A 26,992-nucleotide genomic window follows, 5' to 3' on the forward strand; every position below is an offset into this window, starting at 1 on the left:
CTGAGGCGGATCTAGCCGCCGACCAGATCCTTGACCTTCTCGCGGAACGGCTTGAAGATCGCGGGCGAGTAGCCGACGTGGATGAACGCGACTTTGCCTTCGCGGTCGAGCACCACCCAGTGGGGGATGCCGCTCACGCCGTAGGCTTCGCCGTTGTCCTTGCCTCCGAACACCATCGGCCAGGGCTCATCCTTCTCCTTGATGAAGTTGGCCATCTCGGCGAACTCCTCTTCGGGGCTGAGGTTCTTCTTCGCACCCACGTAGCCGTAGTACTGGGTCACGGCCACCATTTCGAGTCCTTTGTCGTGGAAGTCAGCGTACAGCTGCTTCAGGTCCGGAACGGACCTCTGGCAGAACCCTCACCAGTGGGCGGTGAAGTCGATGATGACGACCTTGCCCTTCCACTTGTCGAGGCCGGGATAGTCGCCGTGCTTGCGGTCGTAGTTGAGTTCGACGGCCGCCGAGCCGACGAGCGTCATCTGCTTCAGCGTGGAGCTGGCGCGTCGGGCGTAGGCGCTCGCCGGGTCCGTCTTCGCGACGTAATCCTCGAGCAGTTTGACCGCGTCGTCCTTCCGTCCCGCCTGCAGCAGGAGTTCGGACTTCTTGTCCACGACCGAGTAGCCGAGGCTGTCGTTGACGGACTTGCCGGTCGCGACGAGCGTGGTTCGGATCTGGTCGTCGGTCATGGCCGACCCGTCGCGGTTCTTCAGGTTGCGCGCCTTGGTGGAGGCGAACATCCGGTCGGCATACGCTTCGGGGGTTTCGAACTGGACCTGGGCCAGGGCCGCGTCGATGGCTTTCATCGCCGCGTCGGGGCCGAGGTCTTCGGCGATCGTGTCCGAGAACACGCCGACGACCGTGCGCAGGAACGCTTGGGTGGCGGCGAGGTTGGGCGCGGCGACCCCGGGAAGGGTCTGGGCGATCTTCTCGCCTTCGCCCAGCGTGTTGCAGGAGCTGAGCATCAGCATCTGCGCGGCGTATCGCTGGTCGGGGTCGGGTTTCGTCGTCAGGAATTTCGCGGCCAGGTCGCACGTCTCTTGGTGTTTTCCAGCCAAAGAGAACAGTTGCGCCCACGCGTAAGCCTGGGCCGCCTCCACCTTCGTCGGGTCGACACCCTGGATCGCCTCCGCTGCCTTGGCCGCGACATCCGCGTTCAAGGCGTTGACGTCGATGGTTCCACCCGAATTGCGCATCTCGGTGAGGCGCTGGGTTCGGAACTGGTTGATCGACTGAAGGAGCTCGGTTGGGTTCTTCGACTGTGCGAAGGAGGTGGCGACGCTCAAAAGGGCGGCGGCAAGCGCTGCCAATCGGAGTATCGGTTTCATGAATGCATGCACCTCAATGGAACACTACCCCTCGGGGAGACCCAAGGGTGCCCGCGGACTCAAGCGCGTGGCCCGTCGTGCCATAATCTCTCCTCGGAGAGGTCGCATAGCCCGGTCTAGTGCGCCGCACTCGAAATGCGGTGTAGGGAAACCTACCGTGGGTTCGAATCCCACCCTCTCCGCCATCCGGTTCCTTTTCGCCTTCATTGAGTGTCAATTGGGTGTCAAACGCCCTTCCTTTGGCAAACAGTTTGCCGAGAAGATCAGCTCCCTCACGCCTCCGGGATTGAGCTACGGAAGTGTAAAGAAGGCTCATGTCCGGCTTCTTGTGGCCCAGCACGGCAGCGATCACCAGCAGGTCGCATCCTGGGGCCGCAAGTAGTCCCGCGGCTAAGTGCCTCAGGTCGTAGAAGTGCCAATCGAGGAGCCCGAGGGCGTCGCGTTCGGCAGGACAGAACTCTGTGATCTTGTCGGGCACCCACGGTGACCCAGTGTCGTCTTGAATCGTGGCTGTAGCCGCAACCGTCCCTTTGGTACGCATTGGTGTTGTGGCGGTGGCTGGGCGAGAGCAAGGGATATGTCTCAGTACGGGGCGTTCCACCTTCTCTTCAGGTCGCGTCAGGTGCCACGCTGCGGCGAAGGCACCCCCGGGGGCAGGGGTGGCACGGGTTTGTTGGCCTTTTTAGCGTCCTACGCGTCCTGCCACTGCTTGCGCAGGAACTTGACGGCTTTGGGGATCTCGACCATCTTGTCCCCGATGACGCCGCACTCGTGGCTCCTGAAGTCCTGATAGCCGATCATCCTGAGGCCCTTGAAGCCGTTGCCAGACAGCGGCAGGCCCCCTACGGAGCCTGGTCGGAGACTGCAACGCTCCCATGTGGTTGCATTTCCAAGGCATGGCTTTCTGCCTGCCTTGTCATCGCGAGTTGGGATGGAGAGTCAAGACGCTCAACTAGCGGATGTGGAACCGAGTCCGGGTGGCGGCAGACGCTGTAGAATCCGTTAGCATGCGTCTCCTCTCGTGGTTGCTCTTTCTGGCCGGCATTGTGGGCTTCACAGCGCCATTTGACCGCCCTGCCTCCGCCAACGTCGGAGTGGAGCGGGCGCTCCCGTTGTTGCAGGCGAGCGCTCGAACCTGGACCGAGCGATCGTCTTGCACGTCGTGCCACCACCAGTCGTTGGGTTCCCTGGCGATCGCGGTCGCCCGTGAGCGCGGATTCAAGGTCGATAACGGGGAAGCGATGCACCAGATCCAGGCGGTGATCGAGAATCGTTCCGATGCGATCCTCCGCATGTACGTGGGCGGAGGCTCGATCAATGGCCAACTCACCTTCTCCTACGCTTTGCTTGGGCTCGGAGCCGAGGCAACGCCCAAGGAGGAGATGACTGACGCGATGGTGCACTTCCTGAGAATCCTGCAGGCTTCCGACGGCGGGTGGGCCTCCTACAGCCACAGGCAGCCCCTCGAGGACGCTCGCGAATCAGCCACCGCCCTGGCGTTGCGGGCTCTCCAACTGTACGGCGAAGCCTCTGACGCCGACCGCCTGAAGAGGGCCGCCAAGTGGCTGGAGGCCTGTAAGCCCGAACATCAGGAGGGGCGCGCCATGCGGCTCCTCGGTCTGGTTTGGGCCAAGGCGGGACCTCGGCCGATGCGTTCCGCGCTCGATGCCGTTGCGAGAGCCCAAGGCAAGGACGGCGGGTGGTCCCAACTCCCGGGCCTGCCGAGCGACTCCTACGCGACAGGCCAGGCCGTGGTCGCCCTCCGCATGGCCGGCGTGGGGCGCACCGATCGCCGGATTCGACGAGCGATCACCTTCCTGCAAAACACGCAACAAGCAGACGGTTCATGGCGAGTGGCCACCAGACGCAAGACCGAAGGGCTGCCTTACTTCGAAACCGGTTTCCCCCATGGCGAGGACCAGTTCATCTCCTTTGCGGGAAGCGCCTGGGCTACCATGGCCCTTGCGCTTGACGGCGCCGATGTGATGCCTCCCGCCCTCGTGCGATCATCGGTGCCGGAAGGCGCTGTGCGCGAACATCGATTTGCTGACAGCCCGCGTCTGAATGCCCTGTTCGTGGCCATCGCACACGGCACGACCGCGGATGTCGAAGCGGCCCTCAACGCCGGCGCGGACCCCAAGGCGAAAAATCTCGCCGGCAATAGGCCGCTGGAGTGGGCTGTGTTCGACACCGAGAAAAGTGCGCTGCTCCTGAGTCGGGGTGCAGACCCGCAGGAGGCCCTTCACGCTGCGGCGCACTACGGAACACTCGAAGTCCTGCGACGGCTCGTCGATGCGGGAGCCGATGTGCGTGAGCCCGACTCCGACGGACTATCCGTGCTGGTCCACGCGGCGCTATCGCTCGATATCAAGAAGCTCGAGTTCCTCCTCGGGCGGGGCGCAAAAGCGGATGTCGATGGGGATGTGCCGCCTCTTGCGGCTGCAACTTGGGCCGGCAACATCGAAGGGGCTAAGCGTCTCTTGGCCGCTGGCGCCGATCCGAGCTTTCCCCTTACCGACGCCGTGGTCGATCTGAACGAGCCCATCGTGCGATTGCTGCTGTCCCACAAGGCGAATCCCAATAGCGTCGACGAGTCGGGCAGGACCCCGCTCCACTATGCGGCAATGATGTTCGCTGGTCACGATCGCTACGGCGCGCAGTTGCTTCGGGCCGGGGCCGATCCTAGCGTTCGGGACCCGGATGGCCTCACTGCTTTGGAGCTTGCGCGCAAGCACAAGAACAAGCCCATGATCGAGTTGCTCGAGAAGAATCGGCGCGCTCTGCGATCTGGGTCTCAAGCGCGAGGCGTTGGATGAGTGGATCGAGCGACAGACCCACCGCTTCGGCTAGGAGGAGAGTGGGTGCCGCCCGCCAATCTGCGCCCTCCGCCACGTTCGTTTATCGACACCAGCATCCCGGAGCGACGTGGCCGCGAATCCCCTCTCCGCCAGATCGTTGGTCGTAGGTCGGCACAGGCCGATGGGCGATCTGGCCGCGAGAGTGTCGTTACTTCGTCGTCCGCGTGGGCATGGACACGGATTCTGTGGCACCGCATTGGATCAGCCGCCCGTAACATCGTGCTGTTACTGCCCTTGTGGGCCCTATGTAAAAGGAGAAATTCGATGCTGAAGCTACTGTTGCCGGTCACCGGTCGGGTGTCTCGGGGCTTGTGCAGGCCCGCTTTCTGTTTGCTTGCGGGACTTGCGGGCTTTTCGGCTGGTTCGGCCCAAACGATCTTTGAAACTGGGTTCGAACAACCGACCTACAGTGTTGGCGATCTCGGCGGCCAGGATGGGTGGATGATCACGCCTGGCAACGCCGTCGGTACCGTTCAGGGAGGGATCACCTCATCCGGCTCTCAGGCCGCGGAACTCATTGACGACGCATCGTTTGGGAGGGCGCAACGCAACATTTCCGGCGCGACCCTGGGCCCCGTGATCGTTGCGTCCTACGACATGTACGTTGACGCTGGATGGCCACTCAACATGGAAGCCGATCGATTCGAAGCGCAGGCCCGGATCGAGATCACCGGAGGAATCGGCGTGTACGGTCTGGAGTTCGGGTTCGTGAAGGCTCCCGCCGGCGGCTATGCCGGCGTCCCGCCCAACGGTGCCGCTTACTATCTCGAAGCGGCAACGGAGACGACCCCGATTGACTCTGCCTACGCCGTCGTCGACCCTTCCGGGGTTGTGAATGCATGGCACAACTACCGCCTGGTGTTTGATACGTCCGCCGACCTGCTGCTGCTCTATGTGGATGGCGCGCTGGCGACCCAGACGCCGTTCGACGAGAGTGTGCTCAGCCTAAGCAGTCTGCAACTGCAGAACCAACGATGGGGATCGAGCCCGCAAAACAATGGATCCGTCTACTACGATAACGTGTATGTGGGGACGGTTCCCGAGCCCGCATCCTTGGCTGCCCTCGCTTTGGGAGCGGCCGCAATCCTGACCCGAGCACGCCGCAGCCGATGAGCGCGCGCTCAGTTTGGTGAAAGTGATGAAGAGAGTGAGATGCCTTGTGCTGATCGTCGTCCTGCTTGGACCCGCTCTGGCAATGTCTCAGACATCCAATCAGGTTCGATCTCAGGTCATGGAGACGAATCAGCTTCGCCTAAGCCTCGAAGCGTGCGATGGCTTGTACGCCGCACGTGCGTACTACGGCGCCGTGGTTGCGCGGTACGGCCCAGTGGAGCCTTACCAGACACTCCTCCAAGCCCGAACGAACCAGATCGAGTGGATTTCCTCGGAACTGGCTACGCGAGGACAGGGGATTCCCAGCGACCCCTTCTGGGGCCACCTCGCAGCGCCGCCGTCGCTCCTGGCATGCTCTCAAGAAGCCCAGCGGGTGGAGTTGAGAAACCGGCAGGTTCTGTCCCAGGTTGCGGTTCGGCTCCGGGAGCAAGTTCGTTTGCGCGAGACCATTCAGTCGATGGTGCGAGCTTCAAACAACATCCACGAGCCGCTCTTGAGGCTCGCTAATCAGAACGGCGGACTGATGGATCGGAACATGATGAACCGTCAGATCCAACTCCTTCGCAAGAGCCACCCTGACGACTCCATGGGTTTCGCCTTCGGAGTCGCTTCCGGCCAAGATCGCGTCATCGGCGGTCACGGCTCCGGGCAAGGCGGCGGCGCCGGCAAGGGCGGCGCGGGCAAGGGCGGTGGCGGTGGCAAGGGCCGAGGCGGCAGAGCGGGTGCCAAGGTTAGGGCGTGGTGAGACGGATGGTGGGATGGCAAGAGCCTGCTACTTGATGGGGTCCGTGCCAGTCCCACCACCCTCAGTTCTCAACTTTGCTCGTTTGTCGGTGTGGGCGTGCCGTGCCTTCGGGTGCCACGCCCGCCTTGTCATTTCGCGCCGCGGCGAACGGTGAAGGTGTAGCGGCCGGAGCCCACTTGGACCTCGACCTCCCCGTTCTGGACCTTTGCTCCCCACCCGGCCGGTAGGGGCTTTCCCTCCTCTTGAACCTCGGCGGCCGCCTTTGCGGGCAACACGATCCGTGCCCGGCAGTTCACCGGCACTTCGATCTCGAACCGGATGTGGCCCACCGAGCGGGACCAGTTGCTCACGATCGTTCCCCGCACGCTGCGGTAGCTGGAATTCACCCAGTCGAGCCCCTCCACGGTTTGAGGGTGGATTACGATGCGGTCGTAGCCCACGGCGTAGGATTCGGATTGGATGCCGCCGAGCCATCGCATCATCCACTCGCTCACCGAACCGAACATCGGGTGGTTGTGCGAGAACGTGTTGTCGCTGAACTCCCAATGCTCCCACAAGGTCGTCGCGCCGTTCTTCAGCATCCAGCCCCAGCCCGGGAAGTCGGGCTGGGTGGCGATCTTGTAGGCGAGGTCCGCACGTCCCGCGCGAGACAGTTCGTCGAGCATGAACTTCGTGCCGAGGATGCCGGTGGAGAGGTGATCCTGCTTGGCATGCACCGCTTCGATCAGAGCCTTCAAGACCCGGGGGCGAGCGGATTCCGGAACGATGCCCGTGGCGAGCGCGAACGCCTGGCTCGCTTGCGTGCCCGGGCCTACTTTCCCCGAGGAGGCGTCGACAAACCCCGCGTTGTAGGCGGCGCGAACGCGGTCGGCGAGCGCCTGAAAGTGCGCCTCGTCGTCGCGCCGGCCGAGGCGGGAAGCCATCGCGGCCAAGAGCTTCGCGCTCTCGTAGTAGAGGGGCGTGACCATGGCCGGCGCGGGAGCGGGGGCGAGGCCCTCGTGGTCGCTCAGCCCGTCCTGGACGATGTCGCCAGGCGTCTGGTTCTCGACCAGAAGCAGCCACCGCTTCGCGGCCTCGTACTGCTCCTCCGTCAACCGCTGATCGCCATACACGTGGTGGAGTTGTTCGATCAACAGGGGGTGGGCCATCGCCCAGATCACGCCGCAGTACTGGATGCCCACGAACGGGGCCGTGTCGGTGAACATGCCGTCTGCCCGAGCGGCGTCGGACCAGTCGCGGACCGCCTTTGCGTAGAGGTTGGACATGTCGAAGTTGTCCATAAACGCTTCGCTGGTGGCCGCAATGTCGCCGCCGTAGCCGAAGCGCTCGCGGTGGGGACAGTCGGATTGGACGCTGAAGATGTTCGAAAGAAACGTCCGCCGGCACATCGCCTGGATCTCGTTGAGGAGAGGGTTCGAACACTCGAACGCGCCCACGCTCTCGACGTCGGAGTTGAGGCGCTGGGCGGTGATCGCCTCCAAGGGCAGCGGCGCGGCCAGCCCGGTGATCTCGACGTACCGAAACCCGTGCCAGGTGAAACGGGGGGTGTACGTCTCGCCCCCGCCGCGCGCAATGTAGGTGTCCGCCTGCCAGGCGACGGCGGGGGCGCCGGGTCCACCGACGCCCTCCCGCTTGATCTGCCCCGCCACGCTCGTCATCGGGTTGAGGGTGCCGTCGGGGTGAAGCAGTTCGCCGTAGCGAAAGTGGATTTCCGTGCCGGCGGGTACGTCGAGCCGCACGCTCACCCATCCCGCGAAGTTCACGCCGCAGTCGTAGACGAAAACACCTGGTTTGGGCTGCGTGACCTTGATCGGCTTCCACTCTTTCGTGACGCGAATGGGAGGTTGCGGCTGGGACACGAGGGGACCCACGGGCTCTCGTGCGAGCGCGGGTTTGTGCCATTTCGAGTCGTCGAAGCCCGGGGTGTTCCAGCCGAGCGGTTCTCTGCGCGCATCGACCACCTCGCCGAGGTAAACGTTGTTGCGGAGAATCGGGCCCTCCTCCACCCTCCAGCTTTCGTCCGTCGCGACGGTCTCCCGCGTTCCATCGAAGTACTCGATCTGGAGTTGCGCCAGCACGCGGGGGCGCCCGACATCGAGGGAGTCGCGCACGTTTCTGTTGCCCCACATCTTCATGGGGAGCGGGTTGTACCAGCCGTTGCCGAGGAGGATTCCCAGGCAGTTCTTGCCGGGAACGAGCTTTCTGGGATTGACGAATCGACCGGGTCGTGGTGTGACGTCGTACACCGTGTAGCACACCCGCTTGCCTGGATCGGTCCAGCCCGGGTCCAGCACGCGATCGCCGATCCGTTCTCCGTTCAAAGTCGCCTCGTAGTAGCCCAGACCCGTCACGTACAGTCGAGCCCTTCGAATCGGGCCGTGCACGTCAAACTCCTTACGGAACAGCGGCGCGGGATCGTCGCCGTAGAAGCCCTCGGCGGTTGAGGCGTTCTCGCGGTCGTCGTTGATCCACCGGCCAACCCAATCCTCGGGATGCAGGAGACCCATTTCCCAGCGCGATGGCTCGCTCCAACTGGCGACGGCCTTGCCATCCCACACCTGCACCTTCCAGTGGCACGCCTGTCCGGACCGCAACGGCGCGCCGGCGTAGGCGATGTTGTTCTGCTCGGCGCTGGCCACCTTCCCGCTGTCCCACAGGTCGCCCTTCCCGCGTGCGAGGATCTCCGCAGTGGACGCCACCAGAACCCGGTACGCGCTCTGGCGTTGCCCTCGTTCACCCTTCACACCCCGAAGCGTCCAACTCAGACGCGGATGGAGCGAATCGATTCCCAGAGGGTCCACGCGGAACTCGCAGCGAAGATCGACGGCGGTCACCGCCACCAGTATCTCAGCCCGCGCCATGGAAACGGCGGCCAAGAGGAGGAATGCCGGCAAGGACACGCGCCACATAGACGGACTGTATCTGAAACGCGCGGCGCGGGGGGACTGGGTTTCACGCAAGGGACGCAAAGGACGCAAAGGGAATCCAAGGCCCAAGGCCCAATGCCCAAGGCCCAAGGCCCAAGGCCCAAGGCCCAAGGCCCAAGGACGAAGGCCCAAGGCCCAAGGACTAACCCAGTCGCGGGTAGCGCGGAACCCACATGTGGGTATCGAGCGCTCGATCCAATTCGGTCTCGGCCAGTGGCGCCGCGACTCCTTCGGCGATGGCGGCCAACGCGACCTGGCGGGCGATCGCTCGGGAGACGTCTCGGATCGAGGTGAGCGGAGGCAGGATCGGAGCGCCGGGGAAGCTCGCCGCCACCCGGGCAAGCTCCCGGGACGCGGCCATGAACATGCCGGCCGTGACACGTCGGGCCTTCGAAGCCACCACACCCAACCCCACGCCCGGGAAGACGTAGCTGTTGTTGCACTGGGCGACGGGGTGCGTGCGCCCCTCGTGCTCCACGGGGTCGAAGGGGCTTCCGGTCGCGACAACGGCGCGTCCCTCGGTCCACGCGATCAGGTCCTTGGGCTGCGCTTCGGTCTGCGACGTCGGGTTCGAGAGCGGGAAGATGATCGGCGTTTCCGCGTGGCGCGCCATCTCGCGCACGATTGCTTCCGTGAACATCGCGGGCTTGCCCGACACGCCGACGAGCACGGTGGGATGGGCGTGCTTCACGACTTCGTACAGCGGAATGTGCTCTGGGTCGAGCCCCTCGAACGCCGCCAAGTTACTCTTCGGCCGCAAGAAGCGGCGCTGGAACGGCTGCACCCCGCCCATCTCCTCGTGCATCAGGCCCCGCGAGTTGAGCACCCAGAACCGACCCACCGCCTCGGACTCTGTCAGGCCCTCCTCGATCATCGCATCCGCGAGCTGGTTGGCGATTCCGATCGACGCGGAGCCTGCGCCGAGCAGCACCACGCGCTGGTCGCGGAGCGCCGTTCCCGCTCGCTGCATCGCGGAGAGAAGCGCCGCCACCGTGACCGCGGCGGTGCCTTGGATGTCGTCGTTGAACGTGCAGAGGTCGTCCCGGTACTTCTCCAACAGGAAGCTCGCGTTGTCGCGGGCGAAGTCCTCCCACTGCAGCAGGACGTTCGGGAAGACCTGTTTCACGGCCTCCACGAACTGATCGATGAACGCAAGGTAGGCGTCGCCGCGAACGCGGGGGTTGCGCCAGCCCAGGTAGTGCGGGTCGGCCAGGCGCGATTCGTTGTCCGTTCCGACGTCGAGAAAGATCGGGAGCGTCCTCGCGGGATGGATGCCGCCGCACAGCGTGTAGAGAGACAGCTTGCCGATGGGGATGCCCATGCCTCCGGCGCCTTGATCGCCCAGGCCGAGGATGCGCTCGCCGTCGGTCACGACGATCACGTCCACGTCCTTCACGGGCCGGTTGTCCAGCAGTCGCACCATCTCGTCGCGCTGGGGATAGGTGAGGAACAGGCCCCGTGGGCGGCGGTAGATGTTGCTGAAGTGCCGGCACGCGGCCCCGACGGTGGGGGTGTAGATCAGCGGCATCATCTCCTCGACGTGATCGAGGAGCAGGCGGTAGAAGAGCACCTCGTTACGGTCCTGCAGGCCCCGCAGATAGATGTGTTTCTCCATCTCGGTGGACTTGAAGCTGAACTCGCCGTAGATCCGGTGCAGTTGCGTCTGGATGTCGGTGACGAAGGCCGGCAGGAGGCCGTCTAGCCCAAAACGGTGGCGTTCGGTTTCCTCAAACGCCGTGCCCTTGTTCAGCAAGGGGGTTTCCAGCAGGGCGATTCCATGAAGCGACGTCCTGAGAACGTCCTCGCCCTCGGGCGAGCGGTGAAGTTGAAAGTCGAGCAATTCGAGCTCCTGGGCTGGTGAGAGCCTCGCTTTGACTTTACCGCGAAGGCAGGGGCCATTGGTGTTAGGATGGGACGTGGATGAAGCGCGGCGCCCGGCGTCCCTCGTGTGGTTCCTCCCGCTGACGGGTGTGGCGACCCTCGCGTGCCTGATTCAACCGCTGGGCCTTATCCCTATGTTCTTCGAGGAGCCGGGAATCCTCCCCGTTCTCTTCGGCATAAGGAGCCCCGAATGGGACTTCGGGCCCGACAGTTGGCCTTTTCTCGTGTTGTTCGCGATAGGAGTCACGGCGTTGCGGTTCGGGTTCCGAAGGAGTCCACGTGCGCCCGCCTGGTTACTCGTGTTCTGGACCCTGGGTCTGGGCTTTCTGCCAAGTCTCATTCCGCGAGGAGATCTCATCGACGCCATCCTCATGGGAGGGGCTCCGGACACTCTGATCGGAATGATTTTGTTGAACGCGACGTCCTATGCCGATGCAGCCGTAACGTTTCTCGTGTTGCTCGTTCCATGGCTCCTTGTCGCCAAAGTCACGCTGGCTCCGGACTTCCGAAGCTGGTTTGGTGCGGAGCCCGAGCTGGAGCGCGGCTACGCCTCGAGGGATCGCGCCACCACGGGTTGGAGTCGCCTCCGTCCCTTGGTCCTGGCGACCGTGCTCATCAGCGTGTGGGGAGCGTTCGCCTTCCTTACGATCTTCTCGTTCGCTCGCGATGAATCGACCTTGGCAGCGCTTCTCGCAGCGGGGGTCGATGTCTTGTTTGCGATGCTGGGAGTCGTTCCCTTCGTCGTGTGCGTCGGGCTGATCCTTTGGCTAAGGTACGAGCAATTGACCGTCGACCGGGGTGGAGTCAGCCTCTTGGTTCTCCGGTTCCGGCCCTTCTTTGCCCCATGGGACCGAATTCGATCGATCGACGTGGTGGAGCATGACCGCCGCCCACGATCGGCGATCATCGCTTACCGCTCCCGGTTCTTTGTGCCGTTCTCGTTCGGAGTGCATGCGAAGCGGTATGAGGACGGCGAGACGGCGATCGATGCGATCCTTGCGGAGGCAGACCAGCGCGGGGTGCCGGTCCGGCGATGGCGCTCGCCCGACCGGACCGTCCTCTTCGGGTGGTCGGCGATCGGCCTTGGGATTCTGCTCTTGGTCGCCCTTGAAATCGAGAGCTACCGGCTGATGCGTGGTTTCTTCGACCCCGACTTCGTTGCGCACATGGACGTCCTCGCCGGGCTGTTTCCCCTCACAAGTCTCCACGTCGCTTCGATTGTGTTTGTGGGACTGGGGTTTGGGCTTCTCTCCGCCCACCACCGCGGCGGGTCGCGGCCGGTGCTCCTCGTGTTGTTGGCGATCGCAACGCACACGTTCCCAGATCCCATCCTTCACTGGCTCGTGTGGATCGCCATCTATGCGATCGTGACTGCCCGGCTTAGCCCCCTCATCATCGACCCGGTCGCCCCTCATCCAACGGACGCGCAGTGGGAGATCGCGTACGGATTCCTTCAATATGCGTCTTTGTTCGCGGTCGTCGGCTACTATGCGGGCGTATCCTTGGGTCGTCGCCGCCTTCATGGGAAGAACGTGGTCCGCGAGCCCGTCCCGGATGTGCCGGCATCGTTGGTGGCGGGTTCTGCGAGGCGTCTCGACGATGTCTAATAGGCGTCCCTGCGTCTCCGTGTTCATGGATGTCGAGGACCCCATTCACCTGTTGGCGGACGACGCCGCGTTGGAGTTGGCGGAGGTCTTCGATCGCGCCAGGGTCCGCGGCTCGTTCTGCGTGACCGGCGAGAAGTGCCGCGTCCTGCTGCGTCGGGGCCGAGAAGACGTGGTGGAAGCGCTCCGCAAGCACTGCCTGGGGCTGCACACCGATACCCACTCCCGCCACCCGACCACGATGGAGAGGCTGGCGGACCTGCCGTTCGGACAGGGCTGTAAGGCGGCCCTGGAGGCGGAGCGGCCGGGTTTCGAGTCCTTTGTGTCCGCCTTCGGGAGGCCGCCCGCGTTTTGGGGCGGGGCGGGCAACACGTGGGCGCCGGAGATCACCGATGCCCTGAAGGCGCTGGGGATCCCCGCCTACGCCTATGCGCTGACGCAGGTGCCGGAGCACCAGGTGCATCGATTCAACGGCGTGCTGGCCTTTCCTCAGCACGTCTCCGTGTCGGAAGCCGAGTGGGCAGACGACGACTTGGCATCCGCGGCCGCGGAACGTGTGTTCGCCGCCCTGCGCGAGCGTGCCGGGGCGTGGACCGGACTGTTCGTCGGGCATCCCACCCGGTTCCGCTTCCCCAGCTTTTGGGATGGGGCGTTCTTTGGCGGCCAAACCGCTCCCAATTTCGAGTCGCTGGAGCCCGTCGCGCCCGAGTTGTACGATCGCGCACGGGGGAACCTGGCCCGGTTTTTGGTACGGCTGCGGGAGGCGGCGGCGATCGAGGGGTTGGACGACGTGACCCCCACTCTCGAGCGCTGGATCCCGGCAGGCGAGGGGGAGAGGCGGTTCTTCCGCGAGCAGACGCCCCTCGCTTTGCACGCGGCCGCGAGATGGCCGGTGCATCGCCCGGACCTGCGTGCGGACGGGATTGTGGAGAAGACGCTCGCGCTCGAGTCCACTCTCGAAGTGGAAGGTTAGGGTCTTACTCGAACGTCAGGCGGAGCACCGGGCGAAACGCCTTGGGACCGTCCTTCGAGTAGAACTTGTAGATGCCGTCGTCCGGGCTCATCGCGCTGGTCAGGGCCAACGCCATCGGTCCCGATTTCTGGGCCGCCTCGAGGTACTTGGCGAAGTTGCCCGGGCCCTTGAGGAGGTCGATGGAAATGGGGAACTCCTTGTCCGTCTCGAGCTTCTCGGGCGCGCCTTTGCCGAACGCCGCGTCCTTCCCGCCATCGGGCATGAACTTGGAGAGCTGGGCGTAGTCCCACGTCTTCTCGCCGAACCCGTTGGGCATGGGGCGAACCTCGAGCGGGTACGCCTTCGCGGCATCGAGCGTGAAGGCGGGTTCGGGAATGTGCGTGAGCACGAGCACGGCCGTCTTGAGGGTTTTGCCTTTCGGAACGTCCCCAACGCCGAACTTGAGGAACGCGTAGCCGAAATCCTCGGAACCGACGGCGTCCGAGGCGACGCTGACATCTCCCCCGCCCCAAACGCGCAGGTACTCGTCGCTGTCCTGGTTCGCGGCGCGGGGATAGACCCAGACGTCGTCGGTGGGGATCAGCTCGATGGTTTGCGGCGTGGCAAAGGGGGCGTGAAGGGCTGCTGCGGCGAGAAGGAGAGTGATCATGGCGACCCCCTCAGTTTACGCGGTGGGGCCTTGTCCGTGCCTCTCAAACGAAAACGCCCGCCCCGGACCGTGTCCGAGGCGGGCGTCTCGGCCGCGCTTACTTGCGGCGTCGGCGAAGGAGGGCGGCGGCGCCGAGGCCGAGGACCGCCATCGTGGCGGGCTCGGGCACCGGGGTCACCGTCACGTTGTCGAATAGGGCGAACGTGAGGCCATGCTGCGTGCTCGAGCTGGTCGCGTTGATGTCCGAGGACATCAGCAGGATGTTCGAACCCCCGAGGTTGACGGTCGAGGCATCGACCTGGGCGATCGGCGTGGCCACCCCGTTGTTGTCCGTGATGGTCCAGAGGATGTTGTTGCCGGTCTTCTCGATCACCGAGGTGCGCCACATGAACCCGGCGCTGCCGACGTTGGTGTTGCCGGTCTGGGACGCGAACAGGGCGCCCTGGGACGCGGGGATCGGCACGTTGCCGAAGTTCGCGTAGTAGGGGTGCGTGTTGTTCCGGTTGCCGGTTCCGGTCGCAAAGAACACCGGATCGCCGTCGGGGTAGCCCGTTCCGGACGCGCTGGAGTACGCCCGCCAGTCCACGCTCGAACCGCCGTCGCCGGTCGCCGCGAACCACACGCTATCCTGGCTGCCGCCCGGCCACTGGGGCGTGGTTCCCGCCGTGCCGACGCCCATGCCGCCGAGCTGCGTGGAGCCGCTTCCTCCCGCGGGGGCCGGGCCGATGAAGTTCAGCCACATCTGCGCGGTGACGCGGTAGTCGCCCGAGGGCAATGCAAAGCCGTTCGGGGAGGCGCTCAAACCACCGAAAATGCCCGCTTGCACGTTGGCCGCGAGCAGCAGGCCGCGGGTCGAGCCACCCGAACCGGGAGCGGAGGGAATGCCCACCGTGCTGTAGTCGAAGAAGATATTCGCGACGTTGTTCGTCGGGTCGCTGTCCGACCGGTTGACGGTCCAGTTCGCGGTGTGGTCGACATCGAAGTTGTCGGAAAACTGTGCCGAACCCAGCGCGGCCATGGCCATCAGCGCAAGGGTCGCCATCGGGGTGTAGGTTTTGTTCATGCCATCTCCTCAGTTCAGGTCAGTAGGCCAACCCGGGGGATCCGAGTCGGCATCGGTGAACCCAGTATAGACAATAATGCCGGGGTTGGACCCGGCAATAGTACGGGATCGCCCCGATTCGCGTGGGTGCGTGGCCTGCAGAGCAGGTGCCATCCTGAGCGGTGCCCACGTTGAAGTTCGAGTTCTGGGTCGACGCCCCCATCGAGGAGGTTTGGGACTTCCACAGCTCCGCCAGGGCACTGGAACTGCTGACGCCTCCGGGCAGGCGCTTGGAGCCCCTCGTCGAGTCGCTGGACGTCGTGGATGGGGCTCTTCACGTCTTCCGCTTCCGCGAAAGGGGTTGGACAGGCGTGTGGAAAGCGAGGATCTCGAACGTGCGCCCGCCCCATCGCTTCGTGGACACGGCGGAGCACTCGCCCTTTGCCCACTGGCAGCACGTCCACGAGTTTGTTGCTCTCGAGGGACGAACTCTGGTGCGCGATACGGTCACCTACCAGCCGCCGTTCGGCGTGCTCGGTTGGCTGGCCGACCAGCTCTTCATCCGGCGCGATATCGAACGGTTGTTCGCTTACCGGAGGGAGGCCACCCAGGCGGCGCTGCAACGGCGCACTTGATTGACGGGGGCCTTCGCTTGCCCGTCCAGCTCACGCCCGTCCAGCGGGCGTGGCACCCGTGGGGGTGGTCCCTCGACCCCGGCAAATCTGAACTCTCTAGTCCAACAGGGTGTCGAGACCGATCACCAGCCCGTGGAGCGAACGGACGCGGCGCACGCAGAGGGCGACCCCTTCCATGAACGAGCTGCGGTCGAGGGAGTCGTGGCGCAAGGTCAGCGTCTCGCCCTGGCCTCCGAACACCACGAGCTGGTGCGCGACCAACCCGGGCAGTCGAACCGAATGGACCGGCACGCCTTGCACCGTGCCCCCCCGAGCCCCTTCCACGTGGAGAAGCTCCTCGCGGAGTGCGGGAGCCGTCTTCCGGGCCGCGGCGATTCGAGACGCGGTCAGTTGCGCGGTTCCGCTGGGTGCATCGGCCTTGCGGTCGTGGTGCATCTCGATGACTTCGCAGTGCGGCATCCAGCGGGCAGCCATCTCGGCGAAGCGCATCATCAGCACGGCGCCCAAGGCGAAGTTGGGAACCACCATGGCGGGGGTCCCGGTCTCTTCGCACATCAAGGCAAGTTCGCGCAAGCTGGCGTCGTCGAGACCCGAGGTCCCGACGACCGGAGCGACCCCTCGGCGCAACGCGGACTCCGCGTGGTCGAAGGCGGCCGAAGGATGGGTGAACTCGACGAGCACGTCGCAGGGCACCGCATCGAGGGCCTCGCCCAGCCTTTCGGCGACCACAAGGTCGGGCGCGGAAGGACCGACGAGCTCGCGCAGAGAGGTGCCTCCCGCGGCGCGATCCACTGCAACGACGACCTCAAACTCTTTGGAGCCAGAGAGGGAGCGGGCAACTTCTCGGCCCATCCGTCCGGCGACCCCCGCGATGGCGACGCGTACGGCGCTCATGGGCGGCTCTCGGTGCGGCGCACCAGCTTCAGCGGGGGGGCGTCGACGATCCATGGGAGGCCGTCGCCGTCGAGAAAGACCGTGCCTTGCTCCGAATCGACCTTGTAGGCAGGCTGCTTCTTTCCGCCGATCGTGATCTCTTCGGGGCCACGGTACGTCGTGGTGACGAGATCCCAGACCAGCGTTTCGAGGTTCAGGACGTAGCTCTTGACGGCCGTTCCAGGATCGGGAATCGAGGCGGGAAACCACTGCTCCACCGGGTCGTTGGTCGGGGCGGTTCGCACCAAGGGGATGTTCTTGACCACGCGGCCCTCGTTCTCGAAGACCACGACGTTCGCGCTTCCCTCCATGAACGTGGCGGTCACCAGCCGGACCGTCCACGGGTTGCTGAGCTGCGTTCGCTGGGAGCGACGGAGAGGCTTGCCCTCGACATCGTAGACGCCTTCGGTGTGGGTCTCGATCCGCCTCCCGTCAGGGGCTTCGAACTTGACGTCGAGCACGGTGGATTTCGTCCCGTCGTTGCGAATCTCCTGGACCAGTTTGGCCTCCCCGGCTTTCGTTCCGTTGAGCTGGACGTCGTAGTCGAGGGTGATGGGAGCCAGAAGCAGAGACGCGAGAAGCGCGAGCGGCATACTGGTTATTGTACTGGGTCGTCCGCGATCTCCCACTTCGAGGTGACCGTCGGCGCGCGGCGCAACGTCGTCACGACCGTGCAGTACTTCTCATCGCTCAGCTCGACCGCGCGCTCCACCGCGACCGGGTCGAGATCTTCGCCCGCGAGGATGTGCGTCAAGGTGATCGATTCGAACGGGCGCGGCCACTCTCCTGGAGACGGGCGCACGCCTTCGACCTCGAGGCGGTAGCTCGTGAGCTTCTGGCGCTTCTTCACCAAGATGGAGACGACGTCCATGCCGCTGCAGGCCGCCGCGGACGCCAATAGGGCTTCCACCGGGCTGACGCCGAGGCTTTGACCGCCCGTTTCAGGCAGGCTGTCCATCGTGAAGCTGCCCCCGCTGTCGCCCGTCGCGCGAAACGCCATGCCGCCAATCCAATCCACCTTGACCATGGCCCGAGCATACACGCCAGAGCCCGACTCCCGATTCCCGATTCCCGATTCCCGATTCCCGATTCCCGTCCCCTAGAAGAACCGGAGTCCGAGCGGGTTGTCGCGGAAGAACCGGTCGAGGTAGAAGAGCGTTCCGGCGATGTCCGAAATCTGGCGCCAATCCGGAGTCTTCGTAGACGGGACGTACACCAGGTCTCCCGGAAGCAGGGTGATGTTCTGGGTCGCGTCGCCCTTTTTCACGAAATTGACCAGATTCGCCTGAATTCTCAGATACTTGCCGGGCTGCCCGGGCAATTCCCGCACGACCATCACTTCGCTGAGCTTGGAGCGGTTGGGCACCTCGCCTCGGGCAAGGGAGATCGCATCCACGAGCTTCATCGGCTCTTTGTAGGGATAGGTGCCTGGCTGGGCGATCGTGCCCATGACCAGCACGCGGTTGCGCGTCTCCTCCGGGATGATCAGCTCGTCGCCGTCTTCGATCCGGTAGTTCTGCGACGTGTCGCCGAGGATGAGCATCGAGTAGAGATCGATGGGGATGAGCTCGCTCGTGTTGGCCCGACGCATCGTGCTTCGGCGCAGATCCGCTCGGTCCGGCACGGGGCCGCCGCCTTGGTTCAGGAGGGTGAGCACCGTGTCCCCGGGACGCATTTCGTAGACTCCCGGCCTCCCGACGAACCCGCCGACGGTCGCTCGGACCGGCCGGAATCGTTCGATGGTGACGGAAACCTTGGGATCGCGCAGCTTCAGGCGGTTCTGGTACTGGGCGACCAGCTCGTCTTCGACTTCGTGCGTGGTCTTGCCCTCGACGTGCACCAGACCAACGAACGGAACGCTGACGTTGCCGTCCACACCGACGGGAAGTTGCGCGTTGATCTGCTGTTCGTTGTAAACCTGGACCCGGATGACGTCGTCCGGTTTGAGCCGATACGTGGAGTCTTGGGCTCCCGCCAGAGACGCCATCATGCACAAGACGGCGCACACGGCGCTAGCAGCGAGCTTGGTGATCTCGATCCTCATCTAAGTTTCCGCCCCAAAAGGCCCCTCGTTGGAGTGGACGTAGTGTACCACGGCACTTAAGATTCTCCCACCCTTCGCCGGATTCCTTCAAAGACGATCGTCATCTCTCCCTTCCGCGGAACTTCGTCCCCGGTAGGAATACGGGGCAGCCGGGCCCTCCAGCACTGCTCGAACGTTTTCGTCATTTCGCGGCAGACGGCGTACCGGCGCTCCCCCAACGCGGCCGCCGCGGCGTCGAGGAGCTTCTCGAGGCGATGGGGCGATTCGAAGGCCACCAGGGTCATCGGGGAGTCCGCGAAGGGGAGGAGCTCGGAGCGCATGGGGCCGGGCTTGCGGGGAAGGAACCCGAGGAAAGCGAACCGTTGGGCGAAGAACCCGGAGGCCATCAGGGCCGTGACCACGGCGCTGGGGCCGGGGACGGCCTCCACGGGTACGCCCGACTCGTGGCACCGGTCCACCAAGAGCGCCCCCGGATCGCTGATGCCGGGAGCGCCCCCGTCGCTCAGCAAGGCGGCGTGGGCGCCCTCGGCCAGCTCGGCGGCGTAACGGTCGAGGACCGGCGCGCCGCTGTGGTCGTTGAGAACGCGCATGGGGCGTTTGACGCCCAGGTGGGCCTGCAGCTTGCCGCTGACCCGGGTGTCCTCGACGAACCACACGGAAGCGTCTCGGAGCGCCTGTTCGGCGCGGGGCGAAAGGTCGGCCAGGTTTCCGATGGGCGTCGCCACCACGGAAAGCCGGCCGACCTCCACGTCAGTTCCCCGATTTGGCGCCGGACAGGGAGTCGGAGGATGGCGGGGGGGTGGCCCCGCGCTCGACGGGGTTGACCTTCTTTGCGCGCTCGTCTTCGGCTTTGGCGTCCGCCTCGGCCTCCTTGCGCTGCTGCTCCTCCAGCTTCTTCATCTCCTCCTGGCCCTGGTCGTACTCCTTCTTCTCCTGGCGCCATCGTTCCAACTCCTTCTCGATGGCGGCGATCTCTTCGGGGGTGCCGAGTTTCTGCTCCTTGAGCTTCGTCAGGCGCGCGCCCACGTCGCTGAAGGTGCGTTGGCCCACCTCGGTCGGACTGGTGTTGTTCTCGGCGGCGGTGAGGAGCTCTTTGGCCGCCAGCGGATCCTTGCGCTCGATCAGGAGGTCGACCATTTGGAGGCGAAGCTCGGCGTTCTCGGAGCTGAGGAGGAGGTTGCCGATCGCTTCGAGCTTCTTTTCGGCGAGGGTGTCCTTCTCCTCTTCGGTGGTTCCCGCCGGCAACCGTTGCAGGGCGAGGTAGCGCACGAGGGCCGCAGGTTTGGCGCCTGCAGGGTCGCCGGTCGTTCCCAGCGCCGCGGCTCGCTCTTCCAGTTCGCGGAACTGGTCGACATGCGTGGCCGGGTCGCCCTGGTCGAGTAGCGTCACGAAGTCGTAGAGCACGTGGTAACCCTCGCTCTTCCACTGGATCAAGCCCTCGTCGCGGAGCTTGTCCACCGCGGCTGTCACCTTGCGGTTCGCGGCCTGCGTGGCGTACGCGTCGGCGTAGCGGGCCTTCTCCTTGTCGAAATCGGGGGGAAGGACGTTCTTGCGCTCCACCAGCTTGTAGATGATCGCCCCGGCTCCGCTGGCGATCGGCGCGCTCACCTCGCCCGGCTTCAGCGCGAGTACGGGCTGGTAGTCGGGAAGGCCCTCGATGCTGCCCACGGTGAGGCTTGTCGTGGATTCGCTCAGCTTCTTGCCTTCTGTGGGCGTTTCAGTCGAGTGGCGGTCGATCGCCTGTTCGAACGAGAGCCCGCCCTTGATCTCGTCGGCGACCTTCTTGGCTTCCGCCATCGGGTCGCCCTTGAGGCCGTTGAACACGATGCGCTTGACCGTGAGCGTGTCGAAGCTCTTCTTGAGCTGCTCGTCGGTCGGCATCGACTGCTTCTTGTACTCGTTGACCAGCGCCTGGTTCGTGAAATAGGCGACGAGGTTGGTGCGGCCCGTGGGATCCGCGAGCATCTTCTTGACGTCGGCCTCGTTCTTCGCGCGGATCTCGCCGAGCGTTTGGCCGCCCTCCTTCTTGAAGGCTTCATCCACTTCCGCCGCCGTCGCTCCGGCCTTGAGTTTTCCCTCGGAAACCAGACGGGTTTTCTCCGACGCCACCGACTGGTCGAACTGCATGGCGACCATCGAGAGAATCTGGTCGTCGGTGAGCGACACGCCTTCGCGTTGCGCGAGCTCCATGACGAGCGACTGGTTGATCAGCTGCCGGAGGACGCCGCCCAGCACGCTCGCCTCGAGTTCCGGCGGCACCGACTCCAACTGTGCGAAGTACTGCTGCGTCTGCTGCCGCGACAGGTCGTCCACTTCGTCGAAGGTGACGGGCGTCTTGCCGATCTGGGCGATCAAGAGGGGCGCCGAGTCGCCGCCGCCCCCGCGCGCGGCGTTCGGGTTGGCAATCATGAGGAATCCGATGACGAACATGATCGCCAAGGCGATGGAAACCACCATCGCGCACCCGGACTTTTCGAGGAAGTTGCGAATTGTACTGATCGACACGGCTTTGTTCCTTAACGGGAATCAACAAGTATGGCACAGTGCCCTCCCGAGCCCTGTTTGAAGGACGTCGTGTGTCGGGTTGACAGGTAGACAAATACGGCGTATACTCTGTCTACCCAAAGAGGCGGGAGGGAGTCCAATGGCTAAGGGATTGACGGCTCGGCAACAGGCGATTCTGCAGTTCGTCGTCGACTATTTGAACACGGAGGGGTATCCACCCTCGATCCGAGAGATCGGGGCGCACTTCGAAATCGGCTCGTTGCGCGGCGTGACGGTGCACCTGGACGCGCTCGAACGCAAGGGGTTCATCACGCGCGCCAACACCCCGCGCTCGATCAAAGTCGTCCACCCGCAGTACCAGCAGACGAACACGGCGGTGATGCTCCCCCTGCTCGGGTCGATCGCCGCAGGGCAGCCGATCGAGATGATCGAGCATGCCGAAGCGATGATCCCCGTTCCCGCCGAAATGGTCCGCAACATCCGCAACGCGTTCCTCTTGCGGGTGCGCGGCGACTCCATGACCGGCGAGGGCATCATGCCCCGAGACCTCGTGATCGTCAAACCGCAGGAGACCGCCAATCACGGGGACTTGGTCGCGGTGAGGTTGGGCGACGAGGCCACGGTCAAGCGCCTCAACCTGGACCCGCGCGGCGTCAAGCTGATGTCCAGCAACCCCGCCTACGAACCCATTTCCGTCGAGCAGGAGAACGCTGCGATCATCGGCCGGGTCGTGGGGGTGATCCGCGACTACGGGGGCATGGCTTTCTAGGTCTTACACCAGAGCGGCGCGCCTGCACGCCCGTCCAGCGGGCGTGGCACCCGTTTGTTGCTCTTGCCGTCCAGCGGGCGTGGCACCCGTTGATTGCTCTTGCCATGCCGTCCAGCGGGGGCTACCGCAGGGTGCGCCAGACCGTGCCCTCGGGGGTGTCGCGCAACTCGACGCCGGCCGCTTCGATCTCGTTCCGGATCGCGTCCGCGAGTGCGAAGTCCTTGGCCGACTTCGCCGCGGCGCGCTCTTCGATCTTCGCCTTTACCCAGGCCTCGTCCACCACCGGCCCGCGGGTCTCCTCGCCTTGGGGCTCCTCGTGGCGCACGATTCCCAGAAGCGCGTTGATGCGGTCGAGAAACCGCATCGCCGCTTCGGCCGAAGCCGCGCTGAGCGCGTCCCCTTCGCGGAGGATCACCCGGGTGCCCTCCAACGCCTTGGCGAGCGCGATCGAAGTGTTCAGGTCGTTGGCCATCGCGTCCAGCGCCTGATCGTAAAGGTCGTCGAGCGTCGCCCCCACCCGGTCTTCGCCGGGGTTGGCGCCTTCCACCGCCTTCTTGGCGGCCTCCTCGCACGTGCGGAACCGGTCCACGTTCTGCGTCGCGTCGCGCAGGGTCTGCAGCGTGAAGTTCAGCGGTTTGCTGTAGACCCCTGAGATCAGCGCGTAACGCAGCGCCAGGGGGTCGGCGTCGTGCTCCTCGAGCAACTGCCGCACCGTGTAGAAATTGCCTTGGCTCTTCGACATCTTCTCTCCGTCGACGAGGAGGAATCGCGTGTGCATCCAGTGCGTGGCGAACGGCTTGCCGGTCAGCGATTCGGATTGGGCGATCTCGCATTCGTGGTGCGGAAAGATCAGGTCCTCGCCGCCCGCGTGCAGGTCGAGCGTCGTCCCCAGATACTCCATCGACATCACGCTGCACTCGATGTGCCAGCCCGGGAAGCCCCATCCCCACGGGCTGTACCACTGCATCAGGTGCTTGTCGTCCTTCTTCCACAGGGCGAAGTCCGCGGGGTACCGCTTGTTCTCGTCCGTCACCACGTTGCGCACGGCTCGATAAAGCTGCTCCTGGTCGCGATTGCCCGACAGCTTGCCGTACCCCTCGAAGCTGGGAACGGAGAAGTACACGCCCGTCGGCGTTTCGTACGCGTGTCCCTGCTCGATCAGCTTCTGGATGGCGAGGATCTGGTCCCGCATGTGCTGCGTGGCCCTGGGCCAAACCAACGGCCGCTGCAGGTTCAGCCGAGACCAATCCTGCTTGAAGGCGTCGGCATAGTGATCGGCCAGCTCCCACACGTTCTGGAACTGCTCGCCCTCCTTGGAGCGCAGGCCCTTCGCCATCTTGTCTTCGCCCGAGGCGTCGGCCATGTCGTCGTCGGTGAGGTGGCCGACGTCCGTGATGTTGGTGACGTAGCTGACGCGCCAGCCCAAGGCCTGGGCCGTGCGGACCACGAGGTCGCCGGAGAGGAACGTACGGAAGTTGCCGATGTGCGCGTAGCTGTACACCGTGGGGCCGCACGAGTAGAACCGAAGGTGGCCGGGCTCGGCCAGCTCGAGGTCTTTGACCTTGCGAGTCAGGGTGTCGTAGAGGCGAAAAGCGCGCGGCTGCACAGGCGAATCTTACCGTGCGGGTACGGTGGGGGACGAACGATGCGCCGATGGAGTCTTCTTTCAGCCGGGCTTGTCGCAGCCCTTCTCGTGATGGCCGCGGCGCCCGCGGGCATTCGCTGGGAGCGCTCCCTGGACGCGGCGATGCGCTCGGCCAGGCGCACGCGGCGTCCGGTGATGATCCTGTTCCTCGACCCCTCGCCCGTGTCCGCGAAGTTCGAGCAAGCCACGTTTGGGGATGCGAAGGTGGTGCGGGCGTCGCGTGCTTGGCACTGCGTGCGCGTCGAGCGGGACCAACAACCCGAGCTGGCGAAGGCGCGCGGCGTCGCGGCGTTCCCCACGGTCGTGTTCACCGATCGAGCCGGGAAGGAGATCGGGCGGCTCGTCGGATCGCGCCCGCCTTCTGAGTGGCTTGAAGACGTGAAGGCGCTGCCCAAGCCGGTGGGTGGTCGCTAGAGGCGGAGGACGGCCTGCGCCAGGGCTTCGCTCAGGGTTTCCAGCCCCTTGGGCGACTTGGCGAACGCCTCGTCTTCCGCGTTGGTGATGACCAACATCTCCACGAGGAGCACGGGCACCTCCGAGTAGATCGAGCCGGTGAGCGCCCCCTGCTTTCCGCCGATCAAGGTGGCACCGTCGGTATGCAGGCCCCGGTCGGGAAGCGAGCCCTTCAAGCGCGCAGCCAGTTCGGTATGGAAGGTTTTCGCAAGCGTTGCGCTGGTCTCGCGGACGGCCTTCGACGGTCCGGTCGCCCCGCCGACCGTGCCGACCTTGTCCGGGTAGTACACCGCAAACCCGCGAGTCGCCCCCGCATCGCAGTGCAGCCGAAGCATCACGTCGGCGCGCGCCTTGTTGGCGATCTCGGCCCGGCGTTGGTTGGTGACCTTCTCGTCCACCGACTGCTTGGTCATCACGACGCGCACGCCCGCACGTTCCAGCTTGTCGCGCACCAGCACCGCGACGCTCCACGCCACCCCGACCTCGGTCAACGTCTTGCCGCGGGCGCCCGATCCGTTTTCGGAGGGATGGCCGGGGTCGATGCAGACGGTCTTGGGCCGCACGGGCGCGGCGGCGAGCCCCATGCCGAGCGCCCACGCGGCGAACGCCAGCACGATCCGCTTACGCATCGGGCGCCTCCACGAGGAATCCCTGCTGGACGCTGTTCATCTCGGTCTGCATGGCCACCAGCCTCGCGTAGATCCCCTGATCCTTGGCGAGCAGCTCTTCGTGGGTGCCGGTCTCCGCGATCCGGCCCTCCTCCATCACGATCAGCCGGTTGGCGTTGCGCAGGGTGCTGAGCCGGTGGGCGATCGCGAACACCGTGCGTCCGCTCACCAGCCGCTCCAGCCCCTCCTGGATCATCCGTTCGGTCTCGGTGTCTACGCTGGCCGTGGCTTCGTCGAGGATCAGCACCTTGGGGTTGTGGAGGATCGCCCGAGCGATGGCGATGCGCTGGCGTTCGCCTCCGCTGAGGCGATGGCCGCGTTCACCCACGTAGGTGTCGTAGCCGTCGGGGAAGTTGACGATGAAGTGGTGGGCGTTCGCCGCCTTGGCCGCCTCCATGACCTCCTCGATCGTCGCTTCCGGCCGACCGTAGGCGATATTGTGTCGGATTGAGCCGGGAAACAGATACGATTCCTGCAGGACGACCCCGACTTGGCGACGGTAGTCGTCCAGTTTGATGTTGCGCAGGTCCACCCCGTCGACCTCGATGCGGCCCTGCGTGGGGTCGTAGAACCGGAGCAGGAGGTTGATCATCGTCGACTTGCCCGCGCCGCTGTGTCCGACGAGGCCGATGATCTCGCCTGGCTGCACCTCGAGGTCGATCCCGTGGACGATCTCCCGGGCGCGTTCGTAGCCGAAGTGCACGTCGGTGAACTTCACGTGGCCCTTCATCTCTGGCATTGCCTCGGCGTGCGGGCTGTCCTCGATGTCGAGCGGCATGTCGAGAATCTCGAAGACGCGCTCGGCGGCGGTGAGGGAGCGGCTGGTCCAGTCGATCACTCGCTGCAGCATCATGAGAGGCTGGCTCAGCATGGCCACGTAGCCGATGAAGGCCGTGAGCTGCCCGAGGGTCATCGTTTTGGCGAGCACGGCCTGACCGCCGAACCACCAGACGACGAACGTCGACAGGCTCATGGTGAACACGACGACCGGAAAGAAGTTGGACCACCCGACTTCGGCGACGTAGCCCGTATGGGCGACGTCGGTGACGCGGCGCTCGAACTTCTGCTCCTCGAACGTCTCGCCGTGGAACGCCTTCACCACGCGTGTGCCCTGCAGCACGCCGTTCAGGGTGCTGCTCATGCGCGCCCAGGAGTGCCAGAAGCGGCTCCACACGCGCATCATCTTCCGCCGGAACCGGTTCACGGCAAACAGCACGAAGGGCAGAGGAATCAAGGCAAACACGGCGATCTTCCAGTTCACGATCAACATCGCGACGGGGATCCCCAAAAGCAGCGCCGCCTGGTTGACCGTGATCGGCACGCCGTCGACGAGCACGTCGTACAAGGCGCCCGTGTCGTTGGTCATGCGCGACATGATCGAACCGACGTTGCGCTTGTCGTAGAACGCGAGCGAGAGCTGTTGAAGCTTGTTGAACAGCCGGGTCCGGATGTTCACGGCCACGCCGCGGCTGAGGAACGCCACGTTCCGGCTCCGAGCGATCTGCACCAGCATGATCAAGACGCGCGACCCGATGAGGGCGGCCATGAGCCAGCCGAAGAGCCGCGTGTTCCCCTTCACGAGGACGTCGTCGACCAGGTGCAGGGTCAGGAACGGAGGCAGCAACTCCGCCGTGGTGCCCGCCAGGATCAGCAGCGTGCCCCAAACCAGCCGGAGACGGTACTCCCGCGTGAATTCGAAGAGACGGAGAAGGGTCTTGCCCTTGTTGAGGCACCCGAGGCACAGATCGCTGTCCTCCGGAAGGGGGCGGTTGCATTTCGGGCAGCGGCGGACCCGGTCTTCGAGCTCGGGCACGGGCTCGCCCTTGGCCATCGCCTCGAGCCGCTTGACCGCGCCGGCGATCTGGAGAGATCGGGCGCTGCTGGCCCGCAGCAGTTCGACGTGCGCACCGCCCACCGTCGCGAGGACCGCGACCGCGTCGACCAGATCTTCGAGCCGGGGGTCTCGAATCTCCGAGATCGGCCACTTGCCCACGCACTCGAACCCGAGGGGGGTCTTTTCGTAGCGGTAGGCGTGGAGATCGGTGACCACCAGGCACGCGTCGCCCAGCCTGCCGTCGAGCGTGAGATCGCTCTCGGTCGTGAATTGGTGTGCTTCCGTGGCGGGAAGATCGATTGCGTGCGGCACGAGCCCAGCCATGAGTCCCTATTGTGGCGTATCGAGGGAGGCTGGAAGGGGTTCGCCCGCCGCGATCGGCGGGCGAT

23 protein-coding genes and 1 tRNA gene are annotated in these 26,992 nt (G+C 64.9%); 9 read left to right on the plus strand and 15 right to left on the minus strand.

Features of this window, described 5'->3' with window-relative positions:
• Window positions 1–11: 11 nt before the first annotated feature.
• Together M9921_05955 and M9921_05960 are read right to left on the minus strand one after the other, a co-directional pair.
• Window positions 12–323, minus strand: coding sequence for a hypothetical protein (locus tag M9921_05955; GenBank protein MCO5296384.1), 312 nt, complete (start codon window positions 321–323; stop codon window positions 12–14).
• A 36-nt stretch (window positions 324–359) separates the two neighbouring features.
• Window positions 360–1,325: a hypothetical protein gene (locus tag M9921_05960; GenBank protein ID MCO5296385.1), complete on the minus strand. Its 966-nt coding sequence runs from the start codon at window positions 1,323–1,325 to the stop codon at window positions 360–362.
• Between the two features lie 95 nt (window positions 1,326–1,420).
• Between M9921_05960 and M9921_05965 the strand changes: the two genes are divergently transcribed.
• The 4 genes from M9921_05965 (at window position 1,421) to M9921_05980 (ending at window position 6,041) form a co-directional block, all read left to right on the plus strand.
• Window positions 1,421–1,510 (plus strand) — tRNA-Ser (locus tag M9921_05965).
• Window positions 1,511–2,332: 822 nt separating this feature from the next.
• Complete coding sequence (locus M9921_05970) at window positions 2,333–4,141, plus strand: ankyrin repeat domain-containing protein (GenBank protein MCO5296386.1); 1,809 nt, start codon at window positions 2,333–2,335, stop codon at window positions 4,139–4,141.
• 306 nt (window positions 4,142–4,447) lie between these two features.
• Entirely contained in the window at window positions 4,448–5,296 is an 849-nt protein-coding gene (locus M9921_05975; GenBank protein MCO5296387.1) for a PEP-CTERM sorting domain-containing protein, read from the plus strand.
• 118 nt (window positions 5,297–5,414) lie between these two features.
• A complete protein-coding gene (locus M9921_05980; protein MCO5296388.1) occupies window positions 5,415–6,041 on the plus strand; it encodes a hypothetical protein in 627 nt (208 codons plus the stop codon).
• 128 nt (window positions 6,042–6,169) lie between these two features.
• Here the strand turns inward: M9921_05980 and M9921_05985 are convergent, their stop codons facing one another.
• Together M9921_05985 and M9921_05990 are read right to left on the minus strand one after the other, a co-directional pair.
• Window positions 6,170–8,950 carry a glycoside hydrolase family 78 protein gene (locus M9921_05985; protein ID MCO5296389.1) on the minus strand — a complete coding sequence of 927 codons (2,781 nt, stop codon included), beginning with the start codon at window positions 8,948–8,950 and terminating at the stop codon, window positions 6,170–6,172.
• A 160-nt stretch (window positions 8,951–9,110) separates the two neighbouring features.
• A complete protein-coding gene (locus M9921_05990) occupies window positions 9,111–10,808 on the minus strand; it encodes an NAD-dependent malic enzyme (GenBank protein ID MCO5296390.1) in 1,698 nt (565 codons plus the stop codon).
• A gap of 76 nt (window positions 10,809–10,884) precedes the next feature.
• On the opposite strand from M9921_05990, the gene M9921_05995 reads away from it, so the two are divergent.
• Together M9921_05995 and M9921_06000 are read left to right on the plus strand one after the other, a co-directional pair.
• Window positions 10,885–12,456: a hypothetical protein gene (locus M9921_05995; GenBank protein ID MCO5296391.1), complete on the plus strand. Its 1,572-nt coding sequence runs from the start codon at window positions 10,885–10,887 to the stop codon at window positions 12,454–12,456.
• Window positions 12,449–13,426 (plus strand): hypothetical protein, encoded by a 978-nt coding sequence (locus M9921_06000; protein MCO5296392.1) that lies wholly within the window; start codon window positions 12,449–12,451, stop codon window positions 13,424–13,426. Before M9921_05995 ends, M9921_06000 begins: the two co-directional genes overlap by 8 nt.
• Before the next feature lie 4 nt (window positions 13,427–13,430).
• On the opposite strand, the gene M9921_06005 is transcribed toward M9921_06000, so the two are convergent.
• Complete coding sequence (locus tag M9921_06005; GenBank protein MCO5296393.1) at window positions 13,431–14,075, minus strand: hypothetical protein; 645 nt, start codon at window positions 14,073–14,075, stop codon at window positions 13,431–13,433.
• Between the two features lie 97 nt (window positions 14,076–14,172).
• Entirely contained in the window at window positions 14,173–15,138 is a 966-nt protein-coding gene (locus M9921_06010; GenBank protein MCO5296394.1) for a PEP-CTERM sorting domain-containing protein, read from the minus strand.
• Between the two features lie 161 nt (window positions 15,139–15,299).
• Between M9921_06010 and M9921_06015 the strand changes: the two genes are divergently transcribed.
• Window positions 15,300–15,752 (plus strand): SRPBCC family protein, encoded by a 453-nt coding sequence (locus tag M9921_06015; protein MCO5296395.1) that lies wholly within the window; start codon window positions 15,300–15,302, stop codon window positions 15,750–15,752.
• Window positions 15,753–15,848: 96 nt separating this feature from the next.
• Here M9921_06015 and dapB read toward each other — a convergent pair whose 3' ends face one another.
• The 6 genes from dapB to M9921_06045 all read right to left on the minus strand — a co-directional run bounded on the left by dapB (window position 15,849) and on the right by M9921_06045 (window position 21,234).
• Window positions 15,849–16,646, minus strand: a complete 798-nt coding sequence (dapB, locus tag M9921_06020; GenBank protein ID MCO5296396.1) for a 4-hydroxy-tetrahydrodipicolinate reductase — start codon at window positions 16,644–16,646, stop codon at window positions 15,849–15,851.
• Complete coding sequence (locus M9921_06025) at window positions 16,643–17,278, minus strand: hypothetical protein (GenBank protein ID MCO5296397.1); 636 nt, start codon at window positions 17,276–17,278, stop codon at window positions 16,643–16,645. The genes dapB and M9921_06025 overlap by 4 nt, the downstream gene beginning before the upstream one ends.
• 5 nt (window positions 17,279–17,283) lie before the next feature.
• Complete coding sequence (locus M9921_06030; protein MCO5296398.1) at window positions 17,284–17,712, minus strand: OsmC family protein; 429 nt, start codon at window positions 17,710–17,712, stop codon at window positions 17,284–17,286.
• Between the two features lie 72 nt (window positions 17,713–17,784).
• The gene (locus tag M9921_06035) at window positions 17,785–18,729 is read right to left on the minus strand and encodes a polysaccharide export protein (GenBank protein MCO5296399.1); all 945 of its coding nucleotides are present in this window, start codon (window positions 18,727–18,729) and stop codon (window positions 17,785–17,787) included.
• A 56-nt stretch (window positions 18,730–18,785) separates the two neighbouring features.
• Window positions 18,786–19,478, minus strand: a complete 693-nt coding sequence (rsmI, locus tag M9921_06040; protein ID MCO5296400.1) for a 16S rRNA (cytidine(1402)-2'-O)-methyltransferase — start codon at window positions 19,476–19,478, stop codon at window positions 18,786–18,788.
• Between the two features lies 1 nt (window position 19,479).
• Window positions 19,480–21,234, minus strand: coding sequence for a SurA N-terminal domain-containing protein (locus M9921_06045; protein ID MCO5296401.1), 1,755 nt, complete (start codon window positions 21,232–21,234; stop codon window positions 19,480–19,482).
• A 139-nt stretch (window positions 21,235–21,373) separates the two neighbouring features.
• On the opposite strand from M9921_06045, the gene lexA reads away from it, so the two are divergent.
• Complete coding sequence (lexA, locus tag M9921_06050; protein ID MCO5296402.1) at window positions 21,374–22,003, plus strand: transcriptional repressor LexA; 630 nt, start codon at window positions 21,374–21,376, stop codon at window positions 22,001–22,003.
• 121 nt (window positions 22,004–22,124) lie between these two features.
• On the opposite strand, the gene cysS is transcribed toward lexA, so the two are convergent.
• A complete protein-coding gene (gene cysS, locus M9921_06055; GenBank protein MCO5296403.1) occupies window positions 22,125–23,609 on the minus strand; it encodes a cysteine--tRNA ligase in 1,485 nt (494 codons plus the stop codon).
• Window positions 23,610–23,648: 39 nt separating this feature from the next.
• Between cysS and M9921_06060 the strand changes: the two genes are divergently transcribed.
• Complete coding sequence (locus M9921_06060) at window positions 23,649–24,062, plus strand: thioredoxin family protein (protein ID MCO5296404.1); 414 nt, start codon at window positions 23,649–23,651, stop codon at window positions 24,060–24,062.
• Here the strand turns inward: M9921_06060 and M9921_06065 are convergent.
• Window positions 24,059–24,730, minus strand: coding sequence for an N-acetylmuramoyl-L-alanine amidase (locus tag M9921_06065; GenBank protein ID MCO5296405.1), 672 nt, complete (start codon window positions 24,728–24,730; stop codon window positions 24,059–24,061). The genes M9921_06060 and M9921_06065 overlap by 4 nt on opposite strands.
• The gene (locus tag M9921_06070) at window positions 24,723–26,927 is read right to left on the minus strand and encodes an ABC transporter ATP-binding protein/permease (GenBank protein ID MCO5296406.1); all 2,205 of its coding nucleotides are present in this window, start codon (window positions 26,925–26,927) and stop codon (window positions 24,723–24,725) included. Before M9921_06070 ends, M9921_06065 begins: the two co-directional genes overlap by 8 nt.
• Between the last annotated feature and the right edge of the window lie 65 nt (window positions 26,928–26,992).

Source organism: Fimbriimonadaceae bacterium (assembly GCA_023957775.1).
Lineage (GTDB): Bacteria > Armatimonadota > Fimbriimonadia > Fimbriimonadales > Fimbriimonadaceae > JAMLGR01.

Coding starts and splice junctions, on each gene's coding strand:
- M9921_05960 (MCO5296385.1), bottom strand. CDS start 1,325: ATGAAACCGATACTCCGATTGGCAGCGCTTGCCGCCGCCCTTTTGAGC.
- M9921_05970 (MCO5296386.1), top strand. CDS start 2,333: ATGCGTCTCCTCTCGTGGTTGCTCTTTCTGGCCGGCATTGTGGGCTTC.
- M9921_05975 (MCO5296387.1), top strand. CDS start 4,448: ATGCTGAAGCTACTGTTGCCGGTCACCGGTCGGGTGTCTCGGGGCTTG.
- M9921_05980 (MCO5296388.1), top strand. CDS start 5,415: ATGGAGACGAATCAGCTTCGCCTAAGCCTCGAAGCGTGCGATGGCTTG.
- M9921_05985 (MCO5296389.1), bottom strand. CDS start 8,950: ATGTGGCGCGTGTCCTTGCCGGCATTCCTCCTCTTGGCCGCCGTTTCC.
- M9921_06000 (MCO5296392.1), top strand. CDS start 12,449: ATGTCTAATAGGCGTCCCTGCGTCTCCGTGTTCATGGATGTCGAGGAC.
- M9921_06005 (MCO5296393.1), bottom strand. CDS start 14,075: ATGATCACTCTCCTTCTCGCCGCAGCAGCCCTTCACGCCCCCTTTGCC.
- M9921_06010 (MCO5296394.1), bottom strand. CDS start 15,138: ATGAACAAAACCTACACCCCGATGGCGACCCTTGCGCTGATGGCCATG.
- dapB (MCO5296396.1), bottom strand. CDS start 16,646: ATGAGCGCCGTACGCGTCGCCATCGCGGGGGTCGCCGGACGGATGGGC.
- M9921_06025 (MCO5296397.1), bottom strand. CDS start 17,278: ATGCCGCTCGCGCTTCTCGCGTCTCTGCTTCTGGCTCCCATCACCCTC.
- M9921_06030 (MCO5296398.1), bottom strand. CDS start 17,712: ATGGTCAAGGTGGATTGGATTGGCGGCATGGCGTTTCGCGCGACGGGC.
- M9921_06035 (MCO5296399.1), bottom strand. CDS start 18,729: ATGAGGATCGAGATCACCAAGCTCGCTGCTAGCGCCGTGTGCGCCGTC.
- lexA (MCO5296402.1), top strand. CDS start 21,374: ATGGCTAAGGGATTGACGGCTCGGCAACAGGCGATTCTGCAGTTCGTC.
- M9921_06060 (MCO5296404.1), top strand. CDS start 23,649: ATGCGCCGATGGAGTCTTCTTTCAGCCGGGCTTGTCGCAGCCCTTCTC.
- M9921_06065 (MCO5296405.1), bottom strand. CDS start 24,730: ATGCGTAAGCGGATCGTGCTGGCGTTCGCCGCGTGGGCGCTCGGCATG.
- M9921_06070 (MCO5296406.1), bottom strand. CDS start 26,927: ATGGCTGGGCTCGTGCCGCACGCAATCGATCTTCCCGCCACGGAAGCA.